The organism is Rhizobium sp. 'Codium 1' (genome assembly GCF_020889605.1).
Lineage (GTDB): Bacteria > Pseudomonadota > Alphaproteobacteria > Rhizobiales > Rhizobiaceae > Allorhizobium > Allorhizobium algae.
In genome coordinates this window covers 52,346-70,449 of record NZ_JAJGPW010000002.1, presented here as the reverse complement: position 1 = coordinate 70,449, position 18,104 = coordinate 52,346, and the positions used below count along the sequence as shown (strand labels likewise).

The 18,104-nt window shown below is 60.9% G+C and carries 19 protein-coding genes; 7 read left to right on the top strand and 12 right to left on the bottom strand.

What is annotated here, in order from left to right; translation table 11 throughout:
- The first annotated feature begins 101 nt into the window (after positions 1-101).
- Positions 102-371: a DUF2188 domain-containing protein gene (locus LJE98_RS05565; protein ID WP_229574039.1), complete on the top strand. Its 270-nt coding sequence runs from the start codon at positions 102-104 to the stop codon at positions 369-371.
- Between the two features lie 71 nt (positions 372-442).
- On the opposite strand, the gene LJE98_RS05560 is transcribed toward LJE98_RS05565, so the two are convergent.
- Entirely contained in the window at positions 443-1,351 is a 909-nt protein-coding gene (locus LJE98_RS05560) for a LysR family transcriptional regulator (RefSeq protein ID WP_229574038.1), read from the bottom strand.
- Between the two features lie 92 nt (positions 1,352-1,443).
- On the opposite strand from LJE98_RS05560, the gene LJE98_RS05555 reads away from it, so the two are divergent.
- Together LJE98_RS05555 and LJE98_RS05550 are read left to right on the top strand one after the other, a co-directional pair.
- Positions 1,444-2,481 carry an NAD(P)H-binding protein gene (locus LJE98_RS05555; protein ID WP_229574036.1) on the top strand — a complete coding sequence of 346 codons (1,038 nt, stop codon included), beginning with the start codon at positions 1,444-1,446 and terminating at the stop codon, positions 2,479-2,481.
- A gap of 8 nt (positions 2,482-2,489) precedes the next feature.
- Positions 2,490-2,858: a DUF6220 domain-containing protein gene (locus LJE98_RS05550; protein ID WP_229574034.1), complete on the top strand. Its 369-nt coding sequence runs from the start codon at positions 2,490-2,492 to the stop codon at positions 2,856-2,858.
- Between the two features lie 59 nt (positions 2,859-2,917).
- Here LJE98_RS05550 and LJE98_RS05545 read toward each other — a convergent pair whose 3' ends face one another.
- The 4 genes from LJE98_RS05545 to trxB form a co-directional block, all read right to left on the bottom strand.
- Positions 2,918-4,018 carry an alkene reductase gene (locus LJE98_RS05545; protein WP_229574032.1) on the bottom strand — a complete coding sequence of 367 codons (1,101 nt, stop codon included), beginning with the start codon at positions 4,016-4,018 and terminating at the stop codon, positions 2,918-2,920.
- Between the two features lie 59 nt (positions 4,019-4,077).
- Positions 4,078-4,371: an ArsR/SmtB family transcription factor gene (locus LJE98_RS05540; protein WP_229574031.1), complete on the bottom strand. Its 294-nt coding sequence runs from the start codon at positions 4,369-4,371 to the stop codon at positions 4,078-4,080.
- A gap of 364 nt (positions 4,372-4,735) precedes the next feature.
- Positions 4,736-5,632, bottom strand: coding sequence for a LysR family transcriptional regulator VtlR (locus LJE98_RS05535; RefSeq protein WP_229574029.1), 897 nt, complete (start codon positions 5,630-5,632; stop codon positions 4,736-4,738).
- Positions 5,633-5,653: 21 nt separating this feature from the next.
- Complete coding sequence (gene trxB, locus LJE98_RS05530) at positions 5,654-6,631, bottom strand: thioredoxin-disulfide reductase (RefSeq protein ID WP_229574028.1); 978 nt, start codon at positions 6,629-6,631, stop codon at positions 5,654-5,656.
- 234 nt (positions 6,632-6,865) lie between these two features.
- On the opposite strand from trxB, the gene LJE98_RS05525 reads away from it, so the two are divergent.
- Positions 6,866-7,333: an Lrp/AsnC family transcriptional regulator gene (locus tag LJE98_RS05525; protein WP_229574026.1), complete on the top strand. Its 468-nt coding sequence runs from the start codon at positions 6,866-6,868 to the stop codon at positions 7,331-7,333.
- Positions 7,334-7,348: 15 nt separating this feature from the next.
- Here the strand turns inward: LJE98_RS05525 and LJE98_RS05520 are convergent, their stop codons facing one another.
- The 5 genes from LJE98_RS05520 to greA form a co-directional block, all read right to left on the bottom strand.
- Positions 7,349-8,677, bottom strand: a complete 1,329-nt coding sequence (locus LJE98_RS05520) for an O-antigen ligase family protein (RefSeq protein ID WP_229574024.1) — start codon at positions 8,675-8,677, stop codon at positions 7,349-7,351.
- On the bottom strand, positions 8,661-9,395 hold the full coding sequence (locus LJE98_RS05515) for a glycosyltransferase family 25 protein (RefSeq protein WP_229574022.1): 735 nt from the start codon (positions 9,393-9,395) through the stop codon (positions 8,661-8,663). The genes LJE98_RS05520 and LJE98_RS05515 overlap by 17 nt, the downstream gene beginning before the upstream one ends.
- Positions 9,396-9,575: 180 nt before the next feature.
- Entirely contained in the window at positions 9,576-10,328 is a 753-nt protein-coding gene (locus tag LJE98_RS05510) for a hypothetical protein (RefSeq protein ID WP_229574021.1), read from the bottom strand.
- A 100-nt stretch (positions 10,329-10,428) separates the two neighbouring features.
- Positions 10,429-11,502 carry a glycosyltransferase family 4 protein gene (locus LJE98_RS05505; RefSeq protein WP_229574019.1) on the bottom strand — a complete coding sequence of 358 codons (1,074 nt, stop codon included), beginning with the start codon at positions 11,500-11,502 and terminating at the stop codon, positions 10,429-10,431.
- 19 nt (positions 11,503-11,521) lie between these two features.
- Positions 11,522-11,998 carry a transcription elongation factor GreA gene (greA, locus tag LJE98_RS05500; protein ID WP_229574017.1) on the bottom strand — a complete coding sequence of 159 codons (477 nt, stop codon included), beginning with the start codon at positions 11,996-11,998 and terminating at the stop codon, positions 11,522-11,524.
- A gap of 267 nt (positions 11,999-12,265) precedes the next feature.
- Here greA and LJE98_RS05495 point away from each other — a divergent pair, with 267 nt between their 5' ends.
- Together LJE98_RS05495 and LJE98_RS05490 are read left to right on the top strand one after the other, a co-directional pair.
- Positions 12,266-13,495 carry a putative DNA modification/repair radical SAM protein gene (locus tag LJE98_RS05495; RefSeq protein WP_229574015.1) on the top strand — a complete coding sequence of 410 codons (1,230 nt, stop codon included), beginning with the start codon at positions 12,266-12,268 and terminating at the stop codon, positions 13,493-13,495.
- The gene (locus LJE98_RS05490) at positions 13,495-14,952 is read left to right on the top strand and encodes a UdgX family uracil-DNA binding protein (RefSeq protein ID WP_229574011.1); all 1,458 of its coding nucleotides are present in this window, start codon (positions 13,495-13,497) and stop codon (positions 14,950-14,952) included. Before LJE98_RS05495 ends, LJE98_RS05490 begins: the two co-directional genes overlap by 1 nt.
- A 9-nt stretch (positions 14,953-14,961) precedes the next feature.
- On the opposite strand, the gene LJE98_RS05485 is transcribed toward LJE98_RS05490, so the two are convergent.
- Positions 14,962-16,506, bottom strand: a complete 1,545-nt coding sequence (locus tag LJE98_RS05485) for an MFS transporter (RefSeq protein WP_229574010.1) — start codon at positions 16,504-16,506, stop codon at positions 14,962-14,964.
- Between the two features lie 363 nt (positions 16,507-16,869).
- Between LJE98_RS05485 and LJE98_RS05480 the strand changes: the two genes are divergently transcribed.
- Complete coding sequence (locus LJE98_RS05480) at positions 16,870-17,613, top strand: DMT family transporter (RefSeq protein WP_229574009.1); 744 nt, start codon at positions 16,870-16,872, stop codon at positions 17,611-17,613.
- A gap of 11 nt (positions 17,614-17,624) precedes the next feature.
- Here LJE98_RS05480 and LJE98_RS05475 read toward each other — a convergent pair whose 3' ends face one another.
- Positions 17,625-18,104 carry an SRPBCC family protein gene (locus LJE98_RS05475; RefSeq protein WP_229574008.1) on the bottom strand — a complete coding sequence of 160 codons (480 nt, stop codon included), beginning with the start codon at positions 18,102-18,104 and terminating at the stop codon, positions 17,625-17,627.

The following is an 18,104-nucleotide window of genomic DNA, read 5'->3' as shown; positions in this document are numbered from 1 at the left end:
TATGAAACGGGTAGCAGCGCGGCCTGTTCCCGACCTTTCCAGCGACGATTTGCGGTCAGCCGAATTTGATGGAATACTCCGGCTGGAGGAGGGAAGTGGCCATGGTGAAGATCATCTACGAGATCGTCCAACATGATGGTGGCTGGGCCTATCGCCTGGGAGGCGTCTATTCGGAAGCCTTCGCGACGCATGACCAGGCCCTTGAGGCGGTCAGGATCGTCATGGCCGAGCAACAGGTCGGCGACGAGAGTGTGATGATCAGCTATCAGGATGAAACGGGGCGCTGGCACGAAGAATACAGCGACGGAGGAGACCGTCCCGAGGTGGATGTGGTCGACAGCTTTGACGGCGAAGAGCCGCCCTCTCCCTGATCCGGATGCGTTGAACAGGATCAATGGCCTGGCCGGGTCTGTTCATATCCTGATTCAGTGCGGTGGAGGGGCTAATCCTTGCCGTCGCCGACCCTGATCCAGTCGCCGAGACCGGCGGCGAGGGCATCGAAAGTGCTGCGAAACCGCGGCACAGTCTTCAGGTTTTCATGCATCACCACAAAGGTTTCGAGCGCGAGATCGAGCGCGTCCGGCAGGACCTCCACGAGATCGGGATCGCGGGCGCCGATCGCATTCTGGCAAATGCCAATCCCGAGACCGGCGCGGATCGCCGCCAGCTGGACGAGATTGCTGTCGGTGCGAAAGTCGAATGTCACGCCTGCGAGATTGGGGCGGGTTTTCAGCAGATCCCGGATATAGGCGAGCTGTCGATCGAAGCCGATCAAGCGATGCTCCTTCAGGTCCTCCAGCGATTTCGGAACGCCGTGGCGATCGAGATAGCTGCGATGGGCATGAAGGCCGAGCGAGATGTGTCCTATGCGGCGGCTGACCAGGGCGGACTGGGTGGGGCGCACCATGCGGATGGCAATATCGGCTTCCTGCTGCAGCAGGTCCTCGATCCTATCAGAGGCGGATAGTTCTATCTCCAGGTTCGGATGGGCCTCCTGAAACCTGGCGAGGATGGGCGGCAGCGATTCCGCTGCGATCACTTCGCTCGCGCTGATGCGAACCGTGCCGCGCACGTCCTCCATGTCGCCGGAGGCGATACGGGCGAGGGCCGAAGACATGGCAGCCATGGTCTTTGCGTGCGCCCGCATGGCCAGGGCTTTTTCGGTCGGCAGTAGTCCCTGTTGGGTTCGCAGAAAGAGGGGCGCTCCGAAGGCTTGCTCCAATGCTTCGATGTGCCGGCCGGCGGTCGGTTGGGTGAGCCCGAGCGCGCGCGCGGCCGCAGAGAGCGACCCCGTCTCGATGACGAAGAGAAAGGTTCGGTAGTGGTCCCAGCTGATGTGATTAGGAGCCATACATTTTTGAATGTCATGTGTACGATCTTTGGCAATTTTGAATATCACACGGAAATGACAGAGTCACTCCAGTTCAAACACAGGAGATGACAATGACAGACTTTTCCAAGGCCTCCCTGCAGGCTCCCCTCGCGCTCGTTCTCGGCGCCACCGGCGGCGTCGGCGGGGCACTTGCGCAAGCGCTCCTACAGCGCGGCTACCGCGTGCGTGCGATGCACCGTAGGCCAGAGAAGCAGCACCTGATGCGCCCGCGTTATGAATGGGTGTCCGGGGATGCCATGATAGCAGACGATGTGCTGCATGCCGCGCGGGGGGCCAGTGTCATCGTTCATGGCGTCAATCCGCCCGGCTACCGGAACTGGGGCGAACTCGTGCTGCCGATGATCGACAACACGATCGCCGCCGCCCGCGCTGTGGGTGCCCGAATCCTGATGCCGGGCACGATCTACAATTTCGGCGCCGATACGTTTCCGCTGCTGAAGGAGAATAGCCGTCAGGCGCCGCACACCGTGAAGGGTCGGATCCGTGTCGAACTAGAGCAGCGTCTCGAGCGAGCGGCAGGCGAGGGCGTGGTCGTGATCATCGTCCGGGCCGGAGACTTCTTCGGGCCTGATGCAGGAAACAACTGGTTTGCACAGGGTCTGGTCCAGCCGGGCAAGCCCATTCGGTTCGTCCTCAATCCGGGCCGCAAGGGCGCAGGTCATGCCTGGGCCTATCTGCCGGATGTCGCAGAAACCTTCATGCGACTTCTTGACCGGGCAGACGAATTGCCAAGTTTCGCCCGTTTCCATATGGAAGGTTTCTACGACCATGACGGAATGCAGATGGTGCAGTCGATCGGCCGGGCAGTCGGTCGACCCAATATCCTTTCGTTTCACTTCCCATGGCGGCTGACAGGCTTTGTCCGTCCTTTCGTGCCGCTGCTAAGGGAACTGCATGAGATGCGGTATCTGTGGCGGAAGACGATCCGGCTCGACAATGGCGCCCTGTGTGCTTTCCTCGGCGAGGAGCCGCGCACGCCGATCGATCAGGCCGTCAAGGGCACGCTGCGGAGCCTGGGTTGCCTTCCTGAGCCTGACGCCATGGTTGCATCAAAGGGCACAGAGCTGATTGCTGGAGGCGGAAAGTGAGCTGCGCAATGTCCGTTTCCTCGATGCCTCGACTTGGCTTTCGCGCTCTTGCGGCGCTCACCCTTGTCGGGATCGCTGTCCAGTTTTTTCTTGCCGGGATGACGATAGTCGGGGGCGGGACCCGATGGGAGGCGCATGCTGCGACCGGCGGGGCTGTCGGCGTGCCGATCATGGGGCTCTTCCTGACATCCTTCATCGCTGGTCTGCGCGAATATCGGTCGATGGCCGGCGGATTGCTTGGCCTCTACCTGCTTCAGGTCGCGTTGGCGGCCAGCGGTCAGGGCCAGCCGCTGATCGGGGCGCTGCATCCTGTCAACGGGCTGCTGATGGGCTTGCTTGCGGCGCGTCTCACCTTGCGCCTGGGGTTTCGCCGTTGAAGTGACGGCACGTCAGCATAAAAAAAGGGCTCCCGGTTTTGCGGGAGCCCTTTCGCGTATCAGGCGAGAGCCGGATAGGTGGTGTAACCCTCGGCGCCGCCGCCATACAGCGTAGCCTGGTCCAGAGGATTGAGGGCGGCATCTTCCTTCAGGCGGCGGACGAGGTCCGGATTGGCGATGAAGGGGCGGCCGAAGGCGACGAGATCGGCGTAACCGCTTTCGACGGCCTCGATAGCGGACGCGCGGTCATAGCCGTTGTTGGCGATCCAGGCACCCTTGCCTCCGGCGTCGCGATAGGCGGCCTTGAGGGCCTTCCAGTCGAAGGGCAGGACGTCACGTGGGCCGCCGGTGGCACCTTCGATGACGTGCAAGAAGGCCAGATCGCGTTCTGCCAGTGCTTCGACAAGCGCGGTGTAGACGGCCTTGGGGTCGGGATCGGAGACATCATTGGCCGGTGTCGTCGGCGAGATGCGGATGCCGGTCTTGTCGGCGCCGATTTCCCTGGTCACGGCGTCCACGACTTCCAGCGTCAGCCGGATGCGATTCTCGATCGAGCCACCATATTGATCCGTGCGCTGATTGCTGTTCGAACGCATGAACTGCTCGAGCAAGTAGCCGTTGGCGGCATGAATCTCGACGCCGTCGAAGCCCGCCTCGACAGCCGCACGGGCCGCCTTGCGGTAATCCTCGATGATGCCGGGAAGCTCGGCAGTTTCGAGCGCGCGCGGTTCAGATGTTTCGACGAAGGCGCCGGAACCGTCAGCGTTCAGCACATAGGTCTTGGACTTGGCCGCGACAGGGGACGGGGCAACCGGCTTGCCGCCTTCGGGCTGCAGGCTGGTATGGGAGATCCGGCCGACATGCCAGATCTGGGTGACGATCCTGCCGCCCGCCTTGTGCACGGCGTCAGTCACCTTCTTCCAGCCCTCGATCGCTTCGGATTTGTAGAGGCCGGGTACATCGGCATAGCCTTGCGCCTGATGGGTGATCGCCGTGCCTTCACTGATGATCAGGCCGGCCGTCGCGCGCTGGCGGTAATACTCGATGTTCAAATCGTTGGGCACGGCGCCCGGCGAACGATTGCGCGTCAGCGGCGCCATGGCGATGCGGTTGGAAAGCGGGATGCCGCCGACGGATGTCGGTTCAAAAAGCTTGGACATGAAACCTCTCGGGAGTTTCCAATGATGGGAAGGTTCATTGGGAAACCCGATGTGGGGCATCAGAGTGTTTCGTTCAAGGTCTTCACGAATTCGGCAATAGATTCTTCGTTGCGGCGATAGAGAACCCGCTGTCCGACCCGTCGCGAGCTGATCAGGCCGGCACGTTGCAGGGTTGCGAGATGGGCGGACACGGCAGACTGGGAGAGGCCTGAACGTTCGAACTGCCCGGCGCTGATGCCGTCGACCGCTTCGGCATCAGGTATGCCGAAAAATTCCATCGGTTGCTTCAACCAGATCAACATTTCCATGCGGGCCGGGTGTGCCAGCGCCTTCATTACGTCCTCCAGGACCATGTCCCCTCCAATGCAAGCAACCAAAACGAAACTGTGGCGGTGCGATCACAGGGCGCCCGCAGAAATGCGGGCGGTGTCGACTCCGCCTGGCGCTTCAACGGGGAGCGGAGCTTATCGTTCCATCGAGAAAACAAAAAAAGAGGGCCACCGGTAAACCAGGGCCCTTTGAATTGTGAAGGTCAAAAACCTCCAGAGGGGAACAGCTGCTGCGGTGGAACTGGGAGGAAAAAGCCACCATGTGCATCAGCTGTGTGCGATATGGTGGTTTTTTGTGCAGTGAACAATGCTTTTTTATGCATGTCAGGCATGCGCAAGCTGCAGGTCTGTGTGTGTGGCAGACAAAGACGGCCGGTCGATTAAAAGCTCAGAAGTTCCAGTTGCGGGCTTTGGCGACGATGAAGTCCCTGAATGCCTTCAGCTTTGCCGCGTTCTTGATTTCGTCGGGGTAGCAGAAATAGGTGTCAAAGGAGGGGACGTCCGCGCTGGTCACGAGCTGCAACAGACCCGGATCACGCCCGACGATGTAATCCGGCAGCATGGCGATGCCGATGCCCAGCAGGCAGGCGCGCTTGATCGATGTCAGACTGTTGATCTGCAGGTGCGGCATGCGCGGATTGTCGGAGGAGCGACCCGCGACCTCCAGCCAGTTGACGTCCAGAAGGTAGTTTGGCGCCGGCTCCCCGAAGGTGATGATTTTGTGGTTGTCCAGATCCTCGATCGATTGCGGCTCACCATAGCGATTGATGTAGGACGGAGCCGCATAGACGTGCATGTGCACGGTGAAGAGCTTGCGCTGGATGAGGTCCGACTGCTGTGGCTGTCGCAGACGAATCGCGCAGTCGGCGTGGCGCATGTTCACGTCGAGCTCCTCGTTGTCGAGGAGGAGCTGGATCGACATATCGGGGTAAAGCTGGAGGAATTCCTGCACCTTGTCGGTCAGCCACCCCTGGCCGAGGCCTACCGTGGTGGTGACACGCAACTTGCCGGACGGCTTCTCCGTCGTCTCGGTGAGCTGCATTTTGACCGTCTGCAACTTCAAGAGAACGTCATGGGCCGTGCGGTAGAGCAATTCGCCCTGTTCTGTCAGGATCAGGCCTCGGGCATGGCGATGAAAGAGTTTTACGCCGATATCCTGTTCCAGGGAGGAAACCTGGCGGCTGATCGCCGACTGGGACAGATGCAGCTTGTCTGCGGCATGGGTAAAGGACCCAGCTTCGGCAGCGGCGTGGAAAATGCGCAGTTTGTCCCAGTCCAACGGCATGCTGGCCCCCTTCACGTCGGTTTACTCCGCGGCTTGCTGCGCATCCACCGGGATTGCCGACAGGTAGCGTTCGGCTTCCAGTGCCGCCATGCATCCCATGCCGGCGGCGGTGATCGCCTGACGATAGATGTCATCGGTCACGTCACCGGCAGCGAAGATGCCGGGCACGTCGGTCGCTGTAGAATCGGGCGCGGTCCAGAGATAGCCGTTGGACTTGAGCTTCAGCTTGTCCTTGAAGAGTTCGACCGCCGGTGCGTGGCCAATCGCGACGAAGACGCCGTCGATCGGCATGTCGCTGACAGCGCCCGTGAGCCGGTCCTTGAGCCGTACGCCGGACACCGAGGGCGGCATGGGCGGCTTGGCCGGCGCGCCGGTGATCTCCTCGACCGTCGTGTTCCAGAGAACACGGATATTATCCTTGGCGAAGAGGCGCTCCTGCAGGATCTTTTCAGAGCGGAAACTGTCGCGCCGATGCACGACCGTGACCGACTTGCAGATATGCGAGAGATAAAGCGCTTCTTCGACCGCGGAATTGCCACCGCCGACCACGATCACGTCCTTGTTGCGATAGAAGAAGCCATCGCAGGTGGCGCAGGCGGAAACGCCGAAGCCCTGGAAATGCTGCTCGCTTTCAATGCCGAGCCACTTGGCCTTGGCACCGGTGCAGATGATCAGCGTGTCGGCGGTCCAGACCTGACCGCTGTCGGTCTTCACCGTGAAGGGGCGATTGACGGTGTCGACTTCGGTGACGAGGTCGCTGACGATCTCGGTCCCGACATGGATCGCCTGGTTGAGCATCTGTTCCATCAGCCAGGGGCCCTGGATCGGATCGGCAAAGCCTGGATAATTCTCGACATCGGTCGTGATCATCAACTGGCCACCCTGTTCCATGCCGGCGATCAGAACCGGCTTCAGCATGGCGCGGGCGGCGTAGATCGCTGCAGTGTAGCCGGCAGGGCCGGAGCCGATGATCAGCACCTTGGTGTGGCGGGCAGTCATGTCGCTTCCTTTCAACGCGCAGTCGGTGTCGACCGGGGCCTCGATATGGCTCTTGTCCGGTCCTCGCGCAACTGCCGCTCATTTAGGATCGAAGCGAAGCGCAATTCAAGGCATGCAGGCGCATTAGCAACAGGGCATTGCCGGCCCACGCAATAATTGTGCGTGAGCGTGGCTGAATCTTGCCAATTGCGCCGGTTGGAGTAGATAACGGACACATCTTCAAAAGGAACGGCCGTGCTCAAGGTAGAACTCGACGCCATCGACCTCAGGATCCTCAAGGAACTGCAGCGCGATGGACGCATGACCAATGTGGAACTCTCCGAGCGCGTGGGGATCTCGGCGCCGCCCTGCCTAAGGCGGGTGCGCAAGCTCGAAGAGGCAGGCGTGATCGAAAGTTATCACGCAGACCTGAATGCAAGCCGGCTGGGTTACGACCTTGTCGCCTTCTGCATGGTGGGCCTGAAGCACCAGTCGGAAGCCAATCTCAAGGCCTTTGCCGCAGCAACCGACAGCTGGCCGATCGTGCGCCAGGCCTGGATGGTCAACGGCGACAGCGACTTCCTGCTGCATTGTGTGGCGGGAAACCTGACGAAATTCCAGGATTTCGTCATCGAGGTGCTGACGGCGAACGAACATGTCGACACCGTCAGGACGATGCTCACCATCCGGCAAGTGAAGAAGCTGGGGATGGTTGAGATCTGAGGAGGGCGGGTGCCCTCACTCGCATGCTTGCGATTGGCTTGCTGCTGACTGCCGCAGCAGAAGGGTCACGGCGAAGACCGCACCTCCTGCCAGAATGAAAAAGCTCTCGCCGATCGCCAGACGATTGTTCGAATTGGTCGCTATGGTGCCGAGGAAGAAGACGGTGATCGTCAGCATATAAGCGAGCGTGCTGGTGGCGATCAGGCCTTGCCGTCGAGCAGCCAGCAGCCGCTGCAGTGCTGCGACCATGAAGATCCCCAGGAACGCCAGGCCAAGGAGACCGTGGCGGACAACGATCTCCAGGAAGCCGTTGTGAAGCAGGGTGTAGCCGACATCTGCATAGGTCGTCTTGTACCAGTCCTGCAGCCACAAGTTCCCCCGGCCGAAGAAGGGGGCGGTGTGGAACAACTCCAGCGCGTTGGACCATATCATCAGCCGTTCGCGCATGGCTTCGGGGGTTTCAGGATCTTCGATCGCCTTTTGCATGGCCTCCGACAGATTGGTCGATACCACTGCCGATGTCAGTCGCTCGGTGGCCGTAATGGTTGTACCGGCAACCTGGGTTACGACGGATGAAGCAGAGACCGCTGCGATGACGGCGGCGATGGTCAGACCCGACAGGACGACGACGCGCCATCGTCCGGGGATGTGCGCCAGGCACAGCAGGCCGGAGAAGGCAAGCGTGCAGGCGAGTGCGAGCCAAACGCCCTTTGATTGAGCTCCGAGCATCGCCAGGAGGGATAGGAGAGCCGTTGCCGAGCAAAGCGCCATGGTCGGCCATTTCCAGCGGGTGCTCAGCCTGCCAGTCTCTGTCGCATAGCTCAGCAGGAATACGGCGCTCAGAAACAGCATTCCGCTGCCAACCCCAGCATGGATCGGGTTCTTGTGGAACAATGGCGGGTTGCGCACGCCGCCGAGCACTTGCGTGACATCCAGCGTCGCCATGAGCCCGATGAGGCCTGCCGCCAGAAGGATCAAGCAGGCAAGATAGAGATGGTTGCGCGTGAGATAGAGAGCCGCGCCGCTGGCGGGGAAAAAGACGGGGAAGATGTAGAGCCATTCCGACGCGCCTTTTTCGTCATAAAGGACGATCCCGAACGAGAATCGAATGGTCACATATATCGCCCAGCCATAACAAAGCAGGGCCAGCCAATCATACGAGACCTGCGTCAATTCCCGGCGATGGTAGATTGCGACGAAGGCGACCATCGCGAGCGTTACATAACGATAGACGTCGCTTTCGACGAGGATAGCCGATGCGAGCAGGGCCCAAAGCGAGGCTGTTACCAGTTTGAGGATCGTCGCCCTGTGATCGAGGATCAAACCTTCAGCTGTCGCGCGCATATCGCACCCTCCGAACGGTCTCGAGGATGCGGTGCACATAGGTCTTCGATCGCTTCCACCATGGGAATTTAGTGGCCTTGTAAACGGACCGGCTTGCGATTGTGGTCTCCTGGCGGCCTGCCATGATGAGGTTCGTTCTGACCGTGCAGATGCTGGCCCCCGTTGCCCAACCGCGCTCAAGGGCGACATCCCAGGGATATTCCATGCGTGCGAGGCCGTTGAGGAGCTTGATCGCTCCCGTGTGGCTGGCCGCATAGCAGGCCGCCGAGCCCATGGGGCCGTGGGTTGCCCGGCCGACACTGTCGCCGAGCGACGAAGTGCCAAAGAGCCTGAAGCCGACCACGCGGTGGTTGAAGAGCTTGATGACATCGGCTGTGGGCACTGCGTCGAACGCCGCTGCGACCCGCGCCGGCAGATCTCTTGTCAGTTCCACGTCGTCTTCGGCGATTATTCCGATGGGCTCCCCGGAATCGACAAATGTCCGCAGGGCTTGGAGATGGCTCCGATAGCAGCCGTATTCGCCCGGCAACATGGTGCGGCCATTCTTGCGTCGGAACGCCGGATCGTCGCAATCAATACGGTCGTCAGCCTGGACCAGAGAGCCGTCTAGTCCGGGAACGCGAACCACATCCAGGTCTAGTTCTGCCCCTTGCCGCGTGATCGAATCCCAGCGCTCCCTGGAGCGATCCAGATTGATTGCGTAAATCTTGACGTCCATTCGCCCATCCATTCCAAGCCAGTTATATCGTCGCCGACATCAACCAACTCGGTCCCTGCTGCCCCGAGCCGGGGCAGTAGCATTTTCGCGCTCGTGCGTGCAAGCGAGGCAGATTACGCAACCACTGTTGTTGGTCCGATTGTTGTTCTGGCCAACGTTGCCCGAGCTTGCCCGCTCGCCTCAGATGGCGTGCCAGAAGTCACGGAGCCACCTGAAATCGCCGATGCGCCGATACCATTTCTTCCCGCCTCCGTTGAGCGCCTCACCCATCTTGGGGCTTCCGGCAAAAACGACAATGCGGGCATTTCTCGGGAGGGACGGGTCCTTCCAAAAGCTCTGCGGAAATCCTGGGACACAGTCGTTCTTAAAGCTGACGCAGAGATCTCTCGGCCAATAAGTGAGCTTGCCCCGTTTGAACAGGTAGTCACTCAGAAATTGCTGCTCGTGCTCGTAGTCCCTTGCTGCCTTTGCGGGATCAGCGAGGTAGCTGTCGAGGATATCCGGATGTTTGCCGAATTCGAAACGAAACACCGAGCTGTTGCCGACCATTGCGAGAAAGGCGTTGCGCTTTGAGTTGATTTTCCTGAGAGGCTTGGAGCGAAACAGGTCATCGTCGCGAATGATCAAAAACTCGCCCGGTAGGTCGAAGAAAACACTCATGTCGGCAACGATGACGAGATCTAGGTCGAGAAACAGGGTGGGGCCGGACAGATTGGCGAGGTTGGCCGCAAACACGGAAAGTTTTTGCCAGCGTAGATCCGTCTCGCCGGCCCGCATCTTCAGGAACGGCAAGGGCGCGACTTCGATGTCAGGGTCCAGGCCCTCTGCGTCGTCGGTAAAGCAGACAAAACGATGCGGGCGTGCGAGGTGGCGCTTCACCCCTCTGCGAAGGTTGTTGACGTATTCCGGGCCATACAAGTCGCCCCACTTCATGCAGATGATGTTTACCAGTTCTGCCAACGAACGTGCTCCAAACTCAGGCGGTAATCGAGTTGTCTGATTAGATATAGAATTGCCATGCCGTGAGTGCGGCTCAGGGATGAAGGCGTTTGTACTGCTCACCGAGGGACAAGGCTTCCCTTTCGATCGAAAAGATCGAGCGGGCGTGGGCGAGTGCGTTTTCCGACATCTTTGCCAAGTTTTCGGGAGAGGCGATCATCTGGGCGGTGGCGCGGGCCATGGCTTCAGCGCCTACCGTGGAAAGCACCACGCCCGTTGCGGGCGCCTCAGTCCTGACCAGTTCCGAAAATGCCCCCACATCGGTTGCCACGACCGGCGCCCCGGTTGCCATTGCCTCCAGTGGGGTGAGGCCGAAGCCTTCCCAGCGCTGCGGTGCGACAAAGAGGTCGAGGGTTCGGTACCAGTCGGCGATGTTCTTGTGTTCGCCAACGAAGAGGATGCGGTCGGCGAGGCCTGCTTCCTTGACCTTCGCCTTCAGGCCGTTCTCGAAGTCGATGTGCTTTGCGGTGGCGCGGCCGGCGATGACGGCTGCCAAGTCGGTGCGCGCGGGCAAGAGCTCGATCATCGCATCGACGAACATGTCGGTGCCCTTCTGGTGACGTACGCGGCCGAAGCAGCCGACGTAGCGCAGCTCGGGGTCAAGGCCGCAGGCGCGCTTGGCCTCCGCCTTGTCTTCGGCGGGCCGAAAGATGTCGCAGTCGATGCCGTGCATGATGACGGTGTTCGGAACTTCAAGGTATCCGGCGGTCTTGGCACTCGTCGCGATCACCGCGTCCATCTGACGGATCAGGAACTTGGTCCAGGCGGAGTGCTTGCGCTGCGAGGCAGACGTAAAGACGAGCTTCAGGGGCATGCGCAGGACATCGCGCAGGACAATGCCCGGCAACATCTCGATGTTGCGGCGGGCATGCCATACACGATGGCTTGCACCTTCGGGCGCGCGCCAGAGCTTCCAGAGATCGATTAAGCGCAGATGTGGCAGGTGAGGCGGCAGACCTGGACCGAGGACCGCGACCTTCTGGCCGAGGCGGTTCTGGACCGGAACGAGCTGGATGATCGTCGAGGTGACGCCGGAGAGCCGTTGCTTGAGATTGGGGGCGATGACGTGGATCCCGGCGGGATCCACGTAGTTCTTTGTCTCAGGCATCAGCGGAACCCGTCCACCATCAGCCCCACTTGACCGCGAGGATCTCGTAGGCCTTGGAGCCGCCCGGGGCGACGACTTCGATGTTGTCGCCGACTTCCTTGCCGATCAGCGCGCGGGCGATCGGCGAGGAGATCGAGATACGGCCGGCCTTCACATCGGCTTCCTGGTCGCCGACGATCTGGTAGGTCTTCTCTTCGTCGGTGTCCTCGTCGATGAGCTTTACGGTCGCGCCGAACTTGATCTTGGAGCCGGACATCTTCGAGAGATCGATGACTTCTGCACGCGCGATCAGGTCTTCCAGTTCGCCGACGCGGCCCTCGTTGTGGCTCTGCGCTTCCTTGGCGGCGTGATACTCCGCATTCTCGGAGAGATCGCCATGGGCGCGCGCCTCTGCAATCGCCTCGATGATGCGTGGACGCTCTTCCTGCTGGCGCCAGCGCAACTCTTCGTTGAGCCGGACGAAGCCGTTCTGCGTCATCGGTACCTTGTCTACCATTTCGTCTTCCTTCGTATTCATGGCCGCACAGCGGACACAAAAGAAAACAGGTTCCGAAGCAAAGCTGCGGAACCATGTCACAAATCAGGTTGAGCAGGACTATAGCAGAATGGTCAGCGCAATTTCCAGAGTTTTCGACACTTGATTCCACATCGCCGTTCCAGGCTCGAAAACGCTAACTTTCTCAATTGCTTGGCAGCTGTGGAGACGGAATGTCGCAGGCCTTTTTCTTGACGGAAGCCAAGAGAACGTATAGAGAACATAAAAATGAAGAAGTCTCTCAAAGAACGTCTCGCCATTCTCTCCGACGCTGCCAAATACGATGCGTCCTGCGCGTCGAGCGGGACGACCAAGCGCGATTCTGCGGCCTCTGGTGGTCTGGGTTCGACAGAGGGTTCAGGGATCTGCCATGCCTATGCGCCGGATGGTCGATGCATCTCTCTGTTGAAGATCCTGCTGACGAATTTCTGCATCTACGACTGCGCCTATTGCATCAATCGCTCGTCGAGCAATGTCGAACGCGCCCGCTTTACACCGGAGGAAGTGGTTTGGCTGACGATCGAGTTCTATCGGCGCAACTATATCGAGGGGCTGTTTCTGTCGTCTGGCATCATCCGCTCCTCCGACGATACGATGGCGGAAATGGTGACGGTCGCGAGAGACCTCAGGACCAAGCATGATTTCCGCGGCTATATTCACCTGAAGACGATCCCCGAGGCCTCGGCGCATCTGGTGGAAGAGGCAGGGCTCTATGCCGACCGTCTGTCGATCAATATCGAATTGCCGACCGATCACGGGCTCGAACGGTACGCTCCTGAAAAGCGGCCCGTGAACATCCGCCGGTCCATGGCGGATCTGAGGCTGAAGATCGATGAGGCCCGCGAGCCAACGCATACCGGTCGGCGCAAGAAATTCGTTCCCGGCGGACAGAGCACGCAAATGATCGTCGGGGCTGATGGCGCCGATGACGCGACGATCCTCGGATCGAGTGCGCGGCTCTACAGCTCCTATGGCCTGAAGCGGGTCTATTATTCCGCATTCAGCCCGATCCCGGACAGTTCGAAAAACCTCCCGCTGATCAAGCCGCCGCTGATGCGCGAGCATCGCCTCTATCAGGCCGACTGGCTCTATCGCTTCTACGGTTTCTCGGTCGAGGAGATTTCGTCGATCGGGCAGGGTGGCATGCTCGATCTCGAGCTGGACCCGAAACTCGCCTGGGCGCTCGCCAATCGCGACCGCTTTCCTGTCGATGTCAACAAGGCGGATCGTGAGACGCTGTTGCGCGTGCCCGGTTTCGGCACAAAGACGGTCAACGGACTTTTGTCTGCCCGGCGCCATAGGCGGGTGAGGCTCGAAGACCTGGCGCGGCTTGGCGTGTCCTTGAAGAAGGTGCGATCCTTCATCGTCGCAGAGGGCTGGTCGCCCAATCGCAGCCTCGACCGTACGGATCTTCGCGCCGTCTTTGCGCCGCCGGCCGAACAGTTGTCGCTCTTTTGATGCGGACGGTCACGCTCGACGGGCGAGGGGAGTTCGGTGAATGGCGGCATGCCGCCCGCCGTCTGCTTGCAGATGCGGTCGCGCCGGACGAGGTTCGCTGGCAGGTTGCTGGACAGGGGGAGGATCTGTTCGGCGCGGTCGATGGGCCAGAACCCGGGCACACCGCGCCGTCGGACATGGTCGTGCCCAAGGGTTTCATCGAGGCGGCAGAAACGGCGATCTGCCATTCGGATCCTGATCGGTTTTCGCTTCTCTATCGCATCCTCTGGCGCCTCCAGGAGGAGCGCAGCCTGTTGCAGGTGAGGTCCGATGCCGACGTCGCACTGCTCATGCGACTGATCAAGAATGTAAGGCGTGACAGCCACAAGATGAAAGCCTTCGTGCGGTTTCGCGAGGTAGAGGCTGTTCAGGCCGAGCGCCGGCGTTTCGTCGCCTGGTTCGAGCCGGAGCATTTCATCGTCTCCCGCACGGCGGGCTTCTTTCAGCGGCGCTTCACCGACATGGACTGGTTGATCGCAACGCCCAGGGGATCTGCCGCCTGGAACGGTGAAGCGCTGAAGACCTCGCGCGAGCCTGCCGCCCGACCGACGGCCGAGGACGCGACGGACGAACTCTGGCGTACCTACTTCGCCAATATCTTCAATCCGGCACGTTTGAAGATCCGAGCCATGCAGTCGGAGATGCCGAAGAAATACTGGAAGAACATGCCCGAGGCGTCGCTCATTCCAGACCTGATCGCGGGCGCCGAACGTCGCGTGGCCGAGATGGCAGCGCGGCAGGCGAGCCAGCCGCCGGCCTTTCACGAGCGGTTACAGGCGCAGTGGCGTGGACGGGACGAAGAGGCGGCGGTCGATCTGCCGCCGCTTGATCGCCTGCGTCAGGAAGCGTCCGCTTGCACGCGGTGTATACTGCATTGCCATGCGACACAGACCGTATTCGGCGAGGGACCCGTCGATGCCGAAGTCCTCTTCGTCGGCGAACAACCCGGCGACACCGAGGACCTCGCGGGACGACCTTTCATCGGTCCCGCCGGGAAGGTCTTCGACGAGGCCATCGAGGCGGCTGGGATCGACCGGAGCCAGGTGTATGTCACCAATGCCGTCAAGCATTTCAAATACGAGCGGCGCGGCAAGCGGCGCATCCACATGCGCCCCGATGCAGGCGAAGTCGCCCATTGCCGCTGGTGGGTGGCCAAGGAAATCGAGGTGATCAAGCCGCGCATCGTGGTGGCACTGGGGGCAACCGCCTATCTTTCGCTTACGGGCGAAAGCCGGCCGATCGCCGAAGTCCGCGGCATGCCGATCCCGATGCAGGAAGACCGGATGCTGCTTGTCACAACACATCCTGCAGCAATCTTGCGTATGCCCGATGAGGATCTGAAGGCACGCAGTCTCGAGGCCTTCCGATCCGATCTGCAAGGTGTGAAGCGCCTGCTCGACACCCTGCCGGGCCTCTAGCAACGATCTCTATTGGCCGGCAATCCGGCTTTCGTCGAGCTCGGTGCGGGCGTAGACTCTTGCGGCTATGGCGGCAAGCAACAGCAGGGTCAAGGTGGCGAGGGCGCAGCAGAGCGCGAAGCCATGGGCATAGCTCTCGCGTGCCAGGTCGAGCCAGGGGGCGGCCAGATTTCCGCTGTTGCGTGCCAATTCAAGCGCCGTCCCCAATGTCGAAATGACCAAGTCCCTGTCTGCCAGTGAAAGCGCGGTTAGATCCGCATTCTGCATCCCGAAGCGATAGATGAGCGTTCCGAGGCTGCCGAGGATCGCCACGCCCAGTGCTCCGCCAAACTCCGCACTGGTCTCCGAAATGGCGGAGGCGGAGCCCGCCCGCTCCGGAGGGGCTGTGCCGACGATCAACCCCGTCGTTGTCAGGATGACGGGTACGAAGCCCAGGCCCATGATCATGCTGGCGCCGAGCACGCCGATGAGGCTCGAATGCCAGGCGGCGATCGCCATCAGCCCGGTGCCAAGTGCATTGACCACAAGTCCCAGCAAGACGGTTTTCACCGGCCCCAGCCTGTTCGTCACGCGCCAGGCCTGGAATGACATGACGGTGAAGACCAGCGATGAGGGAATGGACCAGAGGGCGGCCTCGAGCGGCGTGAGGCCGATGACGAGCTGCATAAAGAGGTTCTGGAAGAGGAAGATGCCGAAAATGAAGAAGACGCCGGCGAGGTTGACCACCAGTGAAGCGGTGAAGGCCGGGATCCTGAACAGCGCGAGATCGATCATCGGGTGCTGGAGCATCTTCTGGCGCTTGACGAAGATGACACCGACAGCAATCCCAAAGAGAATCGGCAGAAGCTGTGTGGAGTGAAAGCCCTCGGCTGCCATGTTCTTGAACCCGTAGACGATGGGCAGGACGGTCAGAAGCGAGAGCGCGACGCTCATGAGGTCAAGTCGACCGGCATTGTCATCCTTGTATTCCGGCAGAAGGAAGGGCGCCGTCGCCAGGAGCGCCGCCATGATCGGGACGTTGATCAGGAAGACCGATCCCCAGTGGAAGTATTGCAGGAGTACACCGCCGATCAACGGGCCGATGAGGCCGCCCAGCGCAAAGGCGGTGCCCCAGATGCTGATTGCCCGGTTGCGTTCACTCTCGTCGCGAAACAGGTTGACGACAAGCGAGAGAGTTGACGGGGCGATCGTGGCGCCGGCGATGCCGAGAAGGGCGCGCGCGACGATCAGCATGGAGGCAGTGTTGGCGAAGGCGGCAAAGACCGAGGCCGCGCCGAAGAAGAAGGCGCCGGTCAGCAGCACCTTGCGACGACCGATGCGGTCGCCGAGCGTGCCCATGGTGACGAGAAAGCCGGCGACCATGAAGCCGTAGATGTCGTTGATCCACAAGAGCTGGGTGGCCGATGGATCGAGGTCGGCCACGATCGAGGGCGTGGCCAGGAACAGGACCGAAAGGTCCATCGAATAGATGAGGCAGGCAATGGACAGGATCAAAAGACCGATCCACTCCCGCCGCGTCGCCTTTCCGGCGACAGCGTCAACAGTCACGGACATGACAATATCTCACAGTTCAAACCGCTGCAGATTGCCGCAACGAAGCGATTTCGCCAAACGTCAAATATTGATGGGATGGATCACGCGACATGATCGTATCGCCCCAACGAAGGCGTCCGCGATGACAGCTGGGCCGCTGCCGACTGTTTTGCCGCTGTCGGCTTGTCAAGCGGAAGAGGCTCGCGTTTAACACGGGTTCGATCCTGCGGACCCAACGACACCGCTGCAGGATGTCGCTGGGAGATAGCTTTGCAATCGACATTCGTCTTAACCGCTTTGGCCATGCTTGCCTTCGCCGCGAATTCGCTTTTGGCCCGCGAGGCTCTGGGGGACGTTTCGATCGAGGCCGCCGGGTATACAGCCGTGAGAATCATCTCGGGGGCGGTGGTGCTCTATGGCCTGATGCGGCGCGGGCAGACCATCTCTCGCACAGCGGGGCCTGCCTTGCCGGGCGACTGGTGGGCAGCAACGGCGCTCTTCGTCTATGCCATCGCCTTTTCCGCCGCCTATCTTTCCCTCGGGGCCGCGACCGGCGCCTTGATCCTCTTTTCCTCCGTGCAGGCAAGCATGGTCACGTTCGGGCTTTTCAAGGGTGACCGTCCGAGCCTGCGGGAAGTCATCGGCTTCGCAATCGCGTTTGCCGCATTCGTCTATCTCATTCTGCCCGGCGTGGGACGGCCGGACCCGGTCGGCTGTGCTCTGATGATCGCCTCGGGCGTTGCGTGGGCTGTCTACACGTTGCGTGGCCGAGGATCGCAGGATCCGATCGGCCAGACCGCTGGCAATTTTGTCCGGGCCTCCGCCTTCTGTCTGCCGCTCGCTGTGGTCGCAGCCCTTTATGAGACAGCGACGCCGACCGGGGTGCTCCTGGCACTGGCGTCTGGCATCGTCGCGTCGGGCCTCGGCTATGCGATCTGGTATAGGGCGCTCAGGGGTCTTGAGACCTTTCAGGCGGCGCTGATCCAGCTGTCAGTCCCTGTCATTGCAGCGCTCGGTGGGATCCTTTTTCTCAACGAGCGGCTGACGCTGCATTTCATCGTCGCTGGCGCCTGTGTCATCGGGGGCATTGCCCTCGCCATTCTGGCGAAACAGAAACACCCAAGCTGAGCCTCTGTCCTTCAGTTGTCTCCCGCCGCCGCGTGGCGTTCCCTGGCATAGGCGGCAAGACGGGCAAGCGTCTGCTTGCCACCCTCCACTGCGCCAAACTTGAAGGTTGCGTCGCGCGCTTCCTGCGTCGGGAAGACGAGGGTCAGGATGACGCGGGTCTGCTCACCTTCATCGCGAAGGGTGATGATCCCATCGAAATGTGCGGGCTCTCCCATCTCGCCACCGTGCTCATAGGCGATGCGGGTCGGCGGTGCGATGTCCTGATAGCGGATCCAGTTCGGCCAATCCCTGCCGTCCGGACCATGCATGGTGTAGCGCCAAAAACCGCCGACCGAGAATTCAATCTCGTGGGTTTCATTCTGGAAGCCATCCGGCCCCCACCACGCATCGAGATGGCGGGCATCTGCAAACATCTCGAAGACAAGATCGATGGGAGCGGCGACGAGGCGCTCGACCTCCAGGATGCGGGAAGGATCCAGTGTGCTCGTCAT

Coding starts and splice junctions, on each gene's coding strand:
- LJE98_RS05545 (WP_229574032.1), bottom strand. CDS start 4,018: ATGTCCAAGCTTTTTGAACCGACATCCGTCGGCGGCATCCCGCTTTCC.
- LJE98_RS05560 (WP_229574038.1), bottom strand. CDS start 1,351: ATGGCTCCTAATCACATCAGCTGGGACCACTACCGAACCTTTCTCTTC.
- LJE98_RS05515 (WP_229574022.1), bottom strand. CDS start 9,395: ATGGACGTCAAGATTTACGCAATCAATCTGGATCGCTCCAGGGAGCGC.
- LJE98_RS05535 (WP_229574029.1), bottom strand. CDS start 5,632: ATGCCGTTGGACTGGGACAAACTGCGCATTTTCCACGCCGCTGCCGAA.
- LJE98_RS05550 (WP_229574034.1), top strand. CDS start 2,490: ATGTCCGTTTCCTCGATGCCTCGACTTGGCTTTCGCGCTCTTGCGGCG.
- LJE98_RS05565 (WP_229574039.1), top strand. CDS start 102: ATGGTGAAGATCATCTACGAGATCGTCCAACATGATGGTGGCTGGGCC.
- greA (WP_229574017.1), bottom strand. CDS start 11,998: ATGGTAGACAAGGTACCGATGACGCAGAACGGCTTCGTCCGGCTCAAC.
- LJE98_RS05490 (WP_229574011.1), top strand. CDS start 13,495: ATGCGGACGGTCACGCTCGACGGGCGAGGGGAGTTCGGTGAATGGCGG.
- LJE98_RS05540 (WP_229574031.1), bottom strand. CDS start 4,371: ATGGTCCTGGAGGACGTAATGAAGGCGCTGGCACACCCGGCCCGCATG.
- LJE98_RS05520 (WP_229574024.1), bottom strand. CDS start 8,677: ATGCGCGCGACAGCTGAAGGTTTGATCCTCGATCACAGGGCGACGATC.
- LJE98_RS05555 (WP_229574036.1), top strand. CDS start 1,444: ATGACAGACTTTTCCAAGGCCTCCCTGCAGGCTCCCCTCGCGCTCGTT.
- LJE98_RS05485 (WP_229574010.1), bottom strand. CDS start 16,506: ATGTCCGTGACTGTTGACGCTGTCGCCGGAAAGGCGACGCGGCGGGAG.
- trxB (WP_229574028.1), bottom strand. CDS start 6,631: ATGACTGCCCGCCACACCAAGGTGCTGATCATCGGCTCCGGCCCTGCC.
- LJE98_RS05475 (WP_229574008.1), bottom strand. CDS start 18,104: ATGACGAGCACACTGGATCCTTCCCGCATCCTGGAGGTCGAGCGCCTC.
- LJE98_RS05505 (WP_229574019.1), bottom strand. CDS start 11,502: ATGCCTGAGACAAAGAACTACGTGGATCCCGCCGGGATCCACGTCATC.
- LJE98_RS05510 (WP_229574021.1), bottom strand. CDS start 10,328: ATGAAGTGGGGCGACTTGTATGGCCCGGAATACGTCAACAACCTTCGC.
- LJE98_RS05495 (WP_229574015.1), top strand. CDS start 12,266: ATGAAGAAGTCTCTCAAAGAACGTCTCGCCATTCTCTCCGACGCTGCC.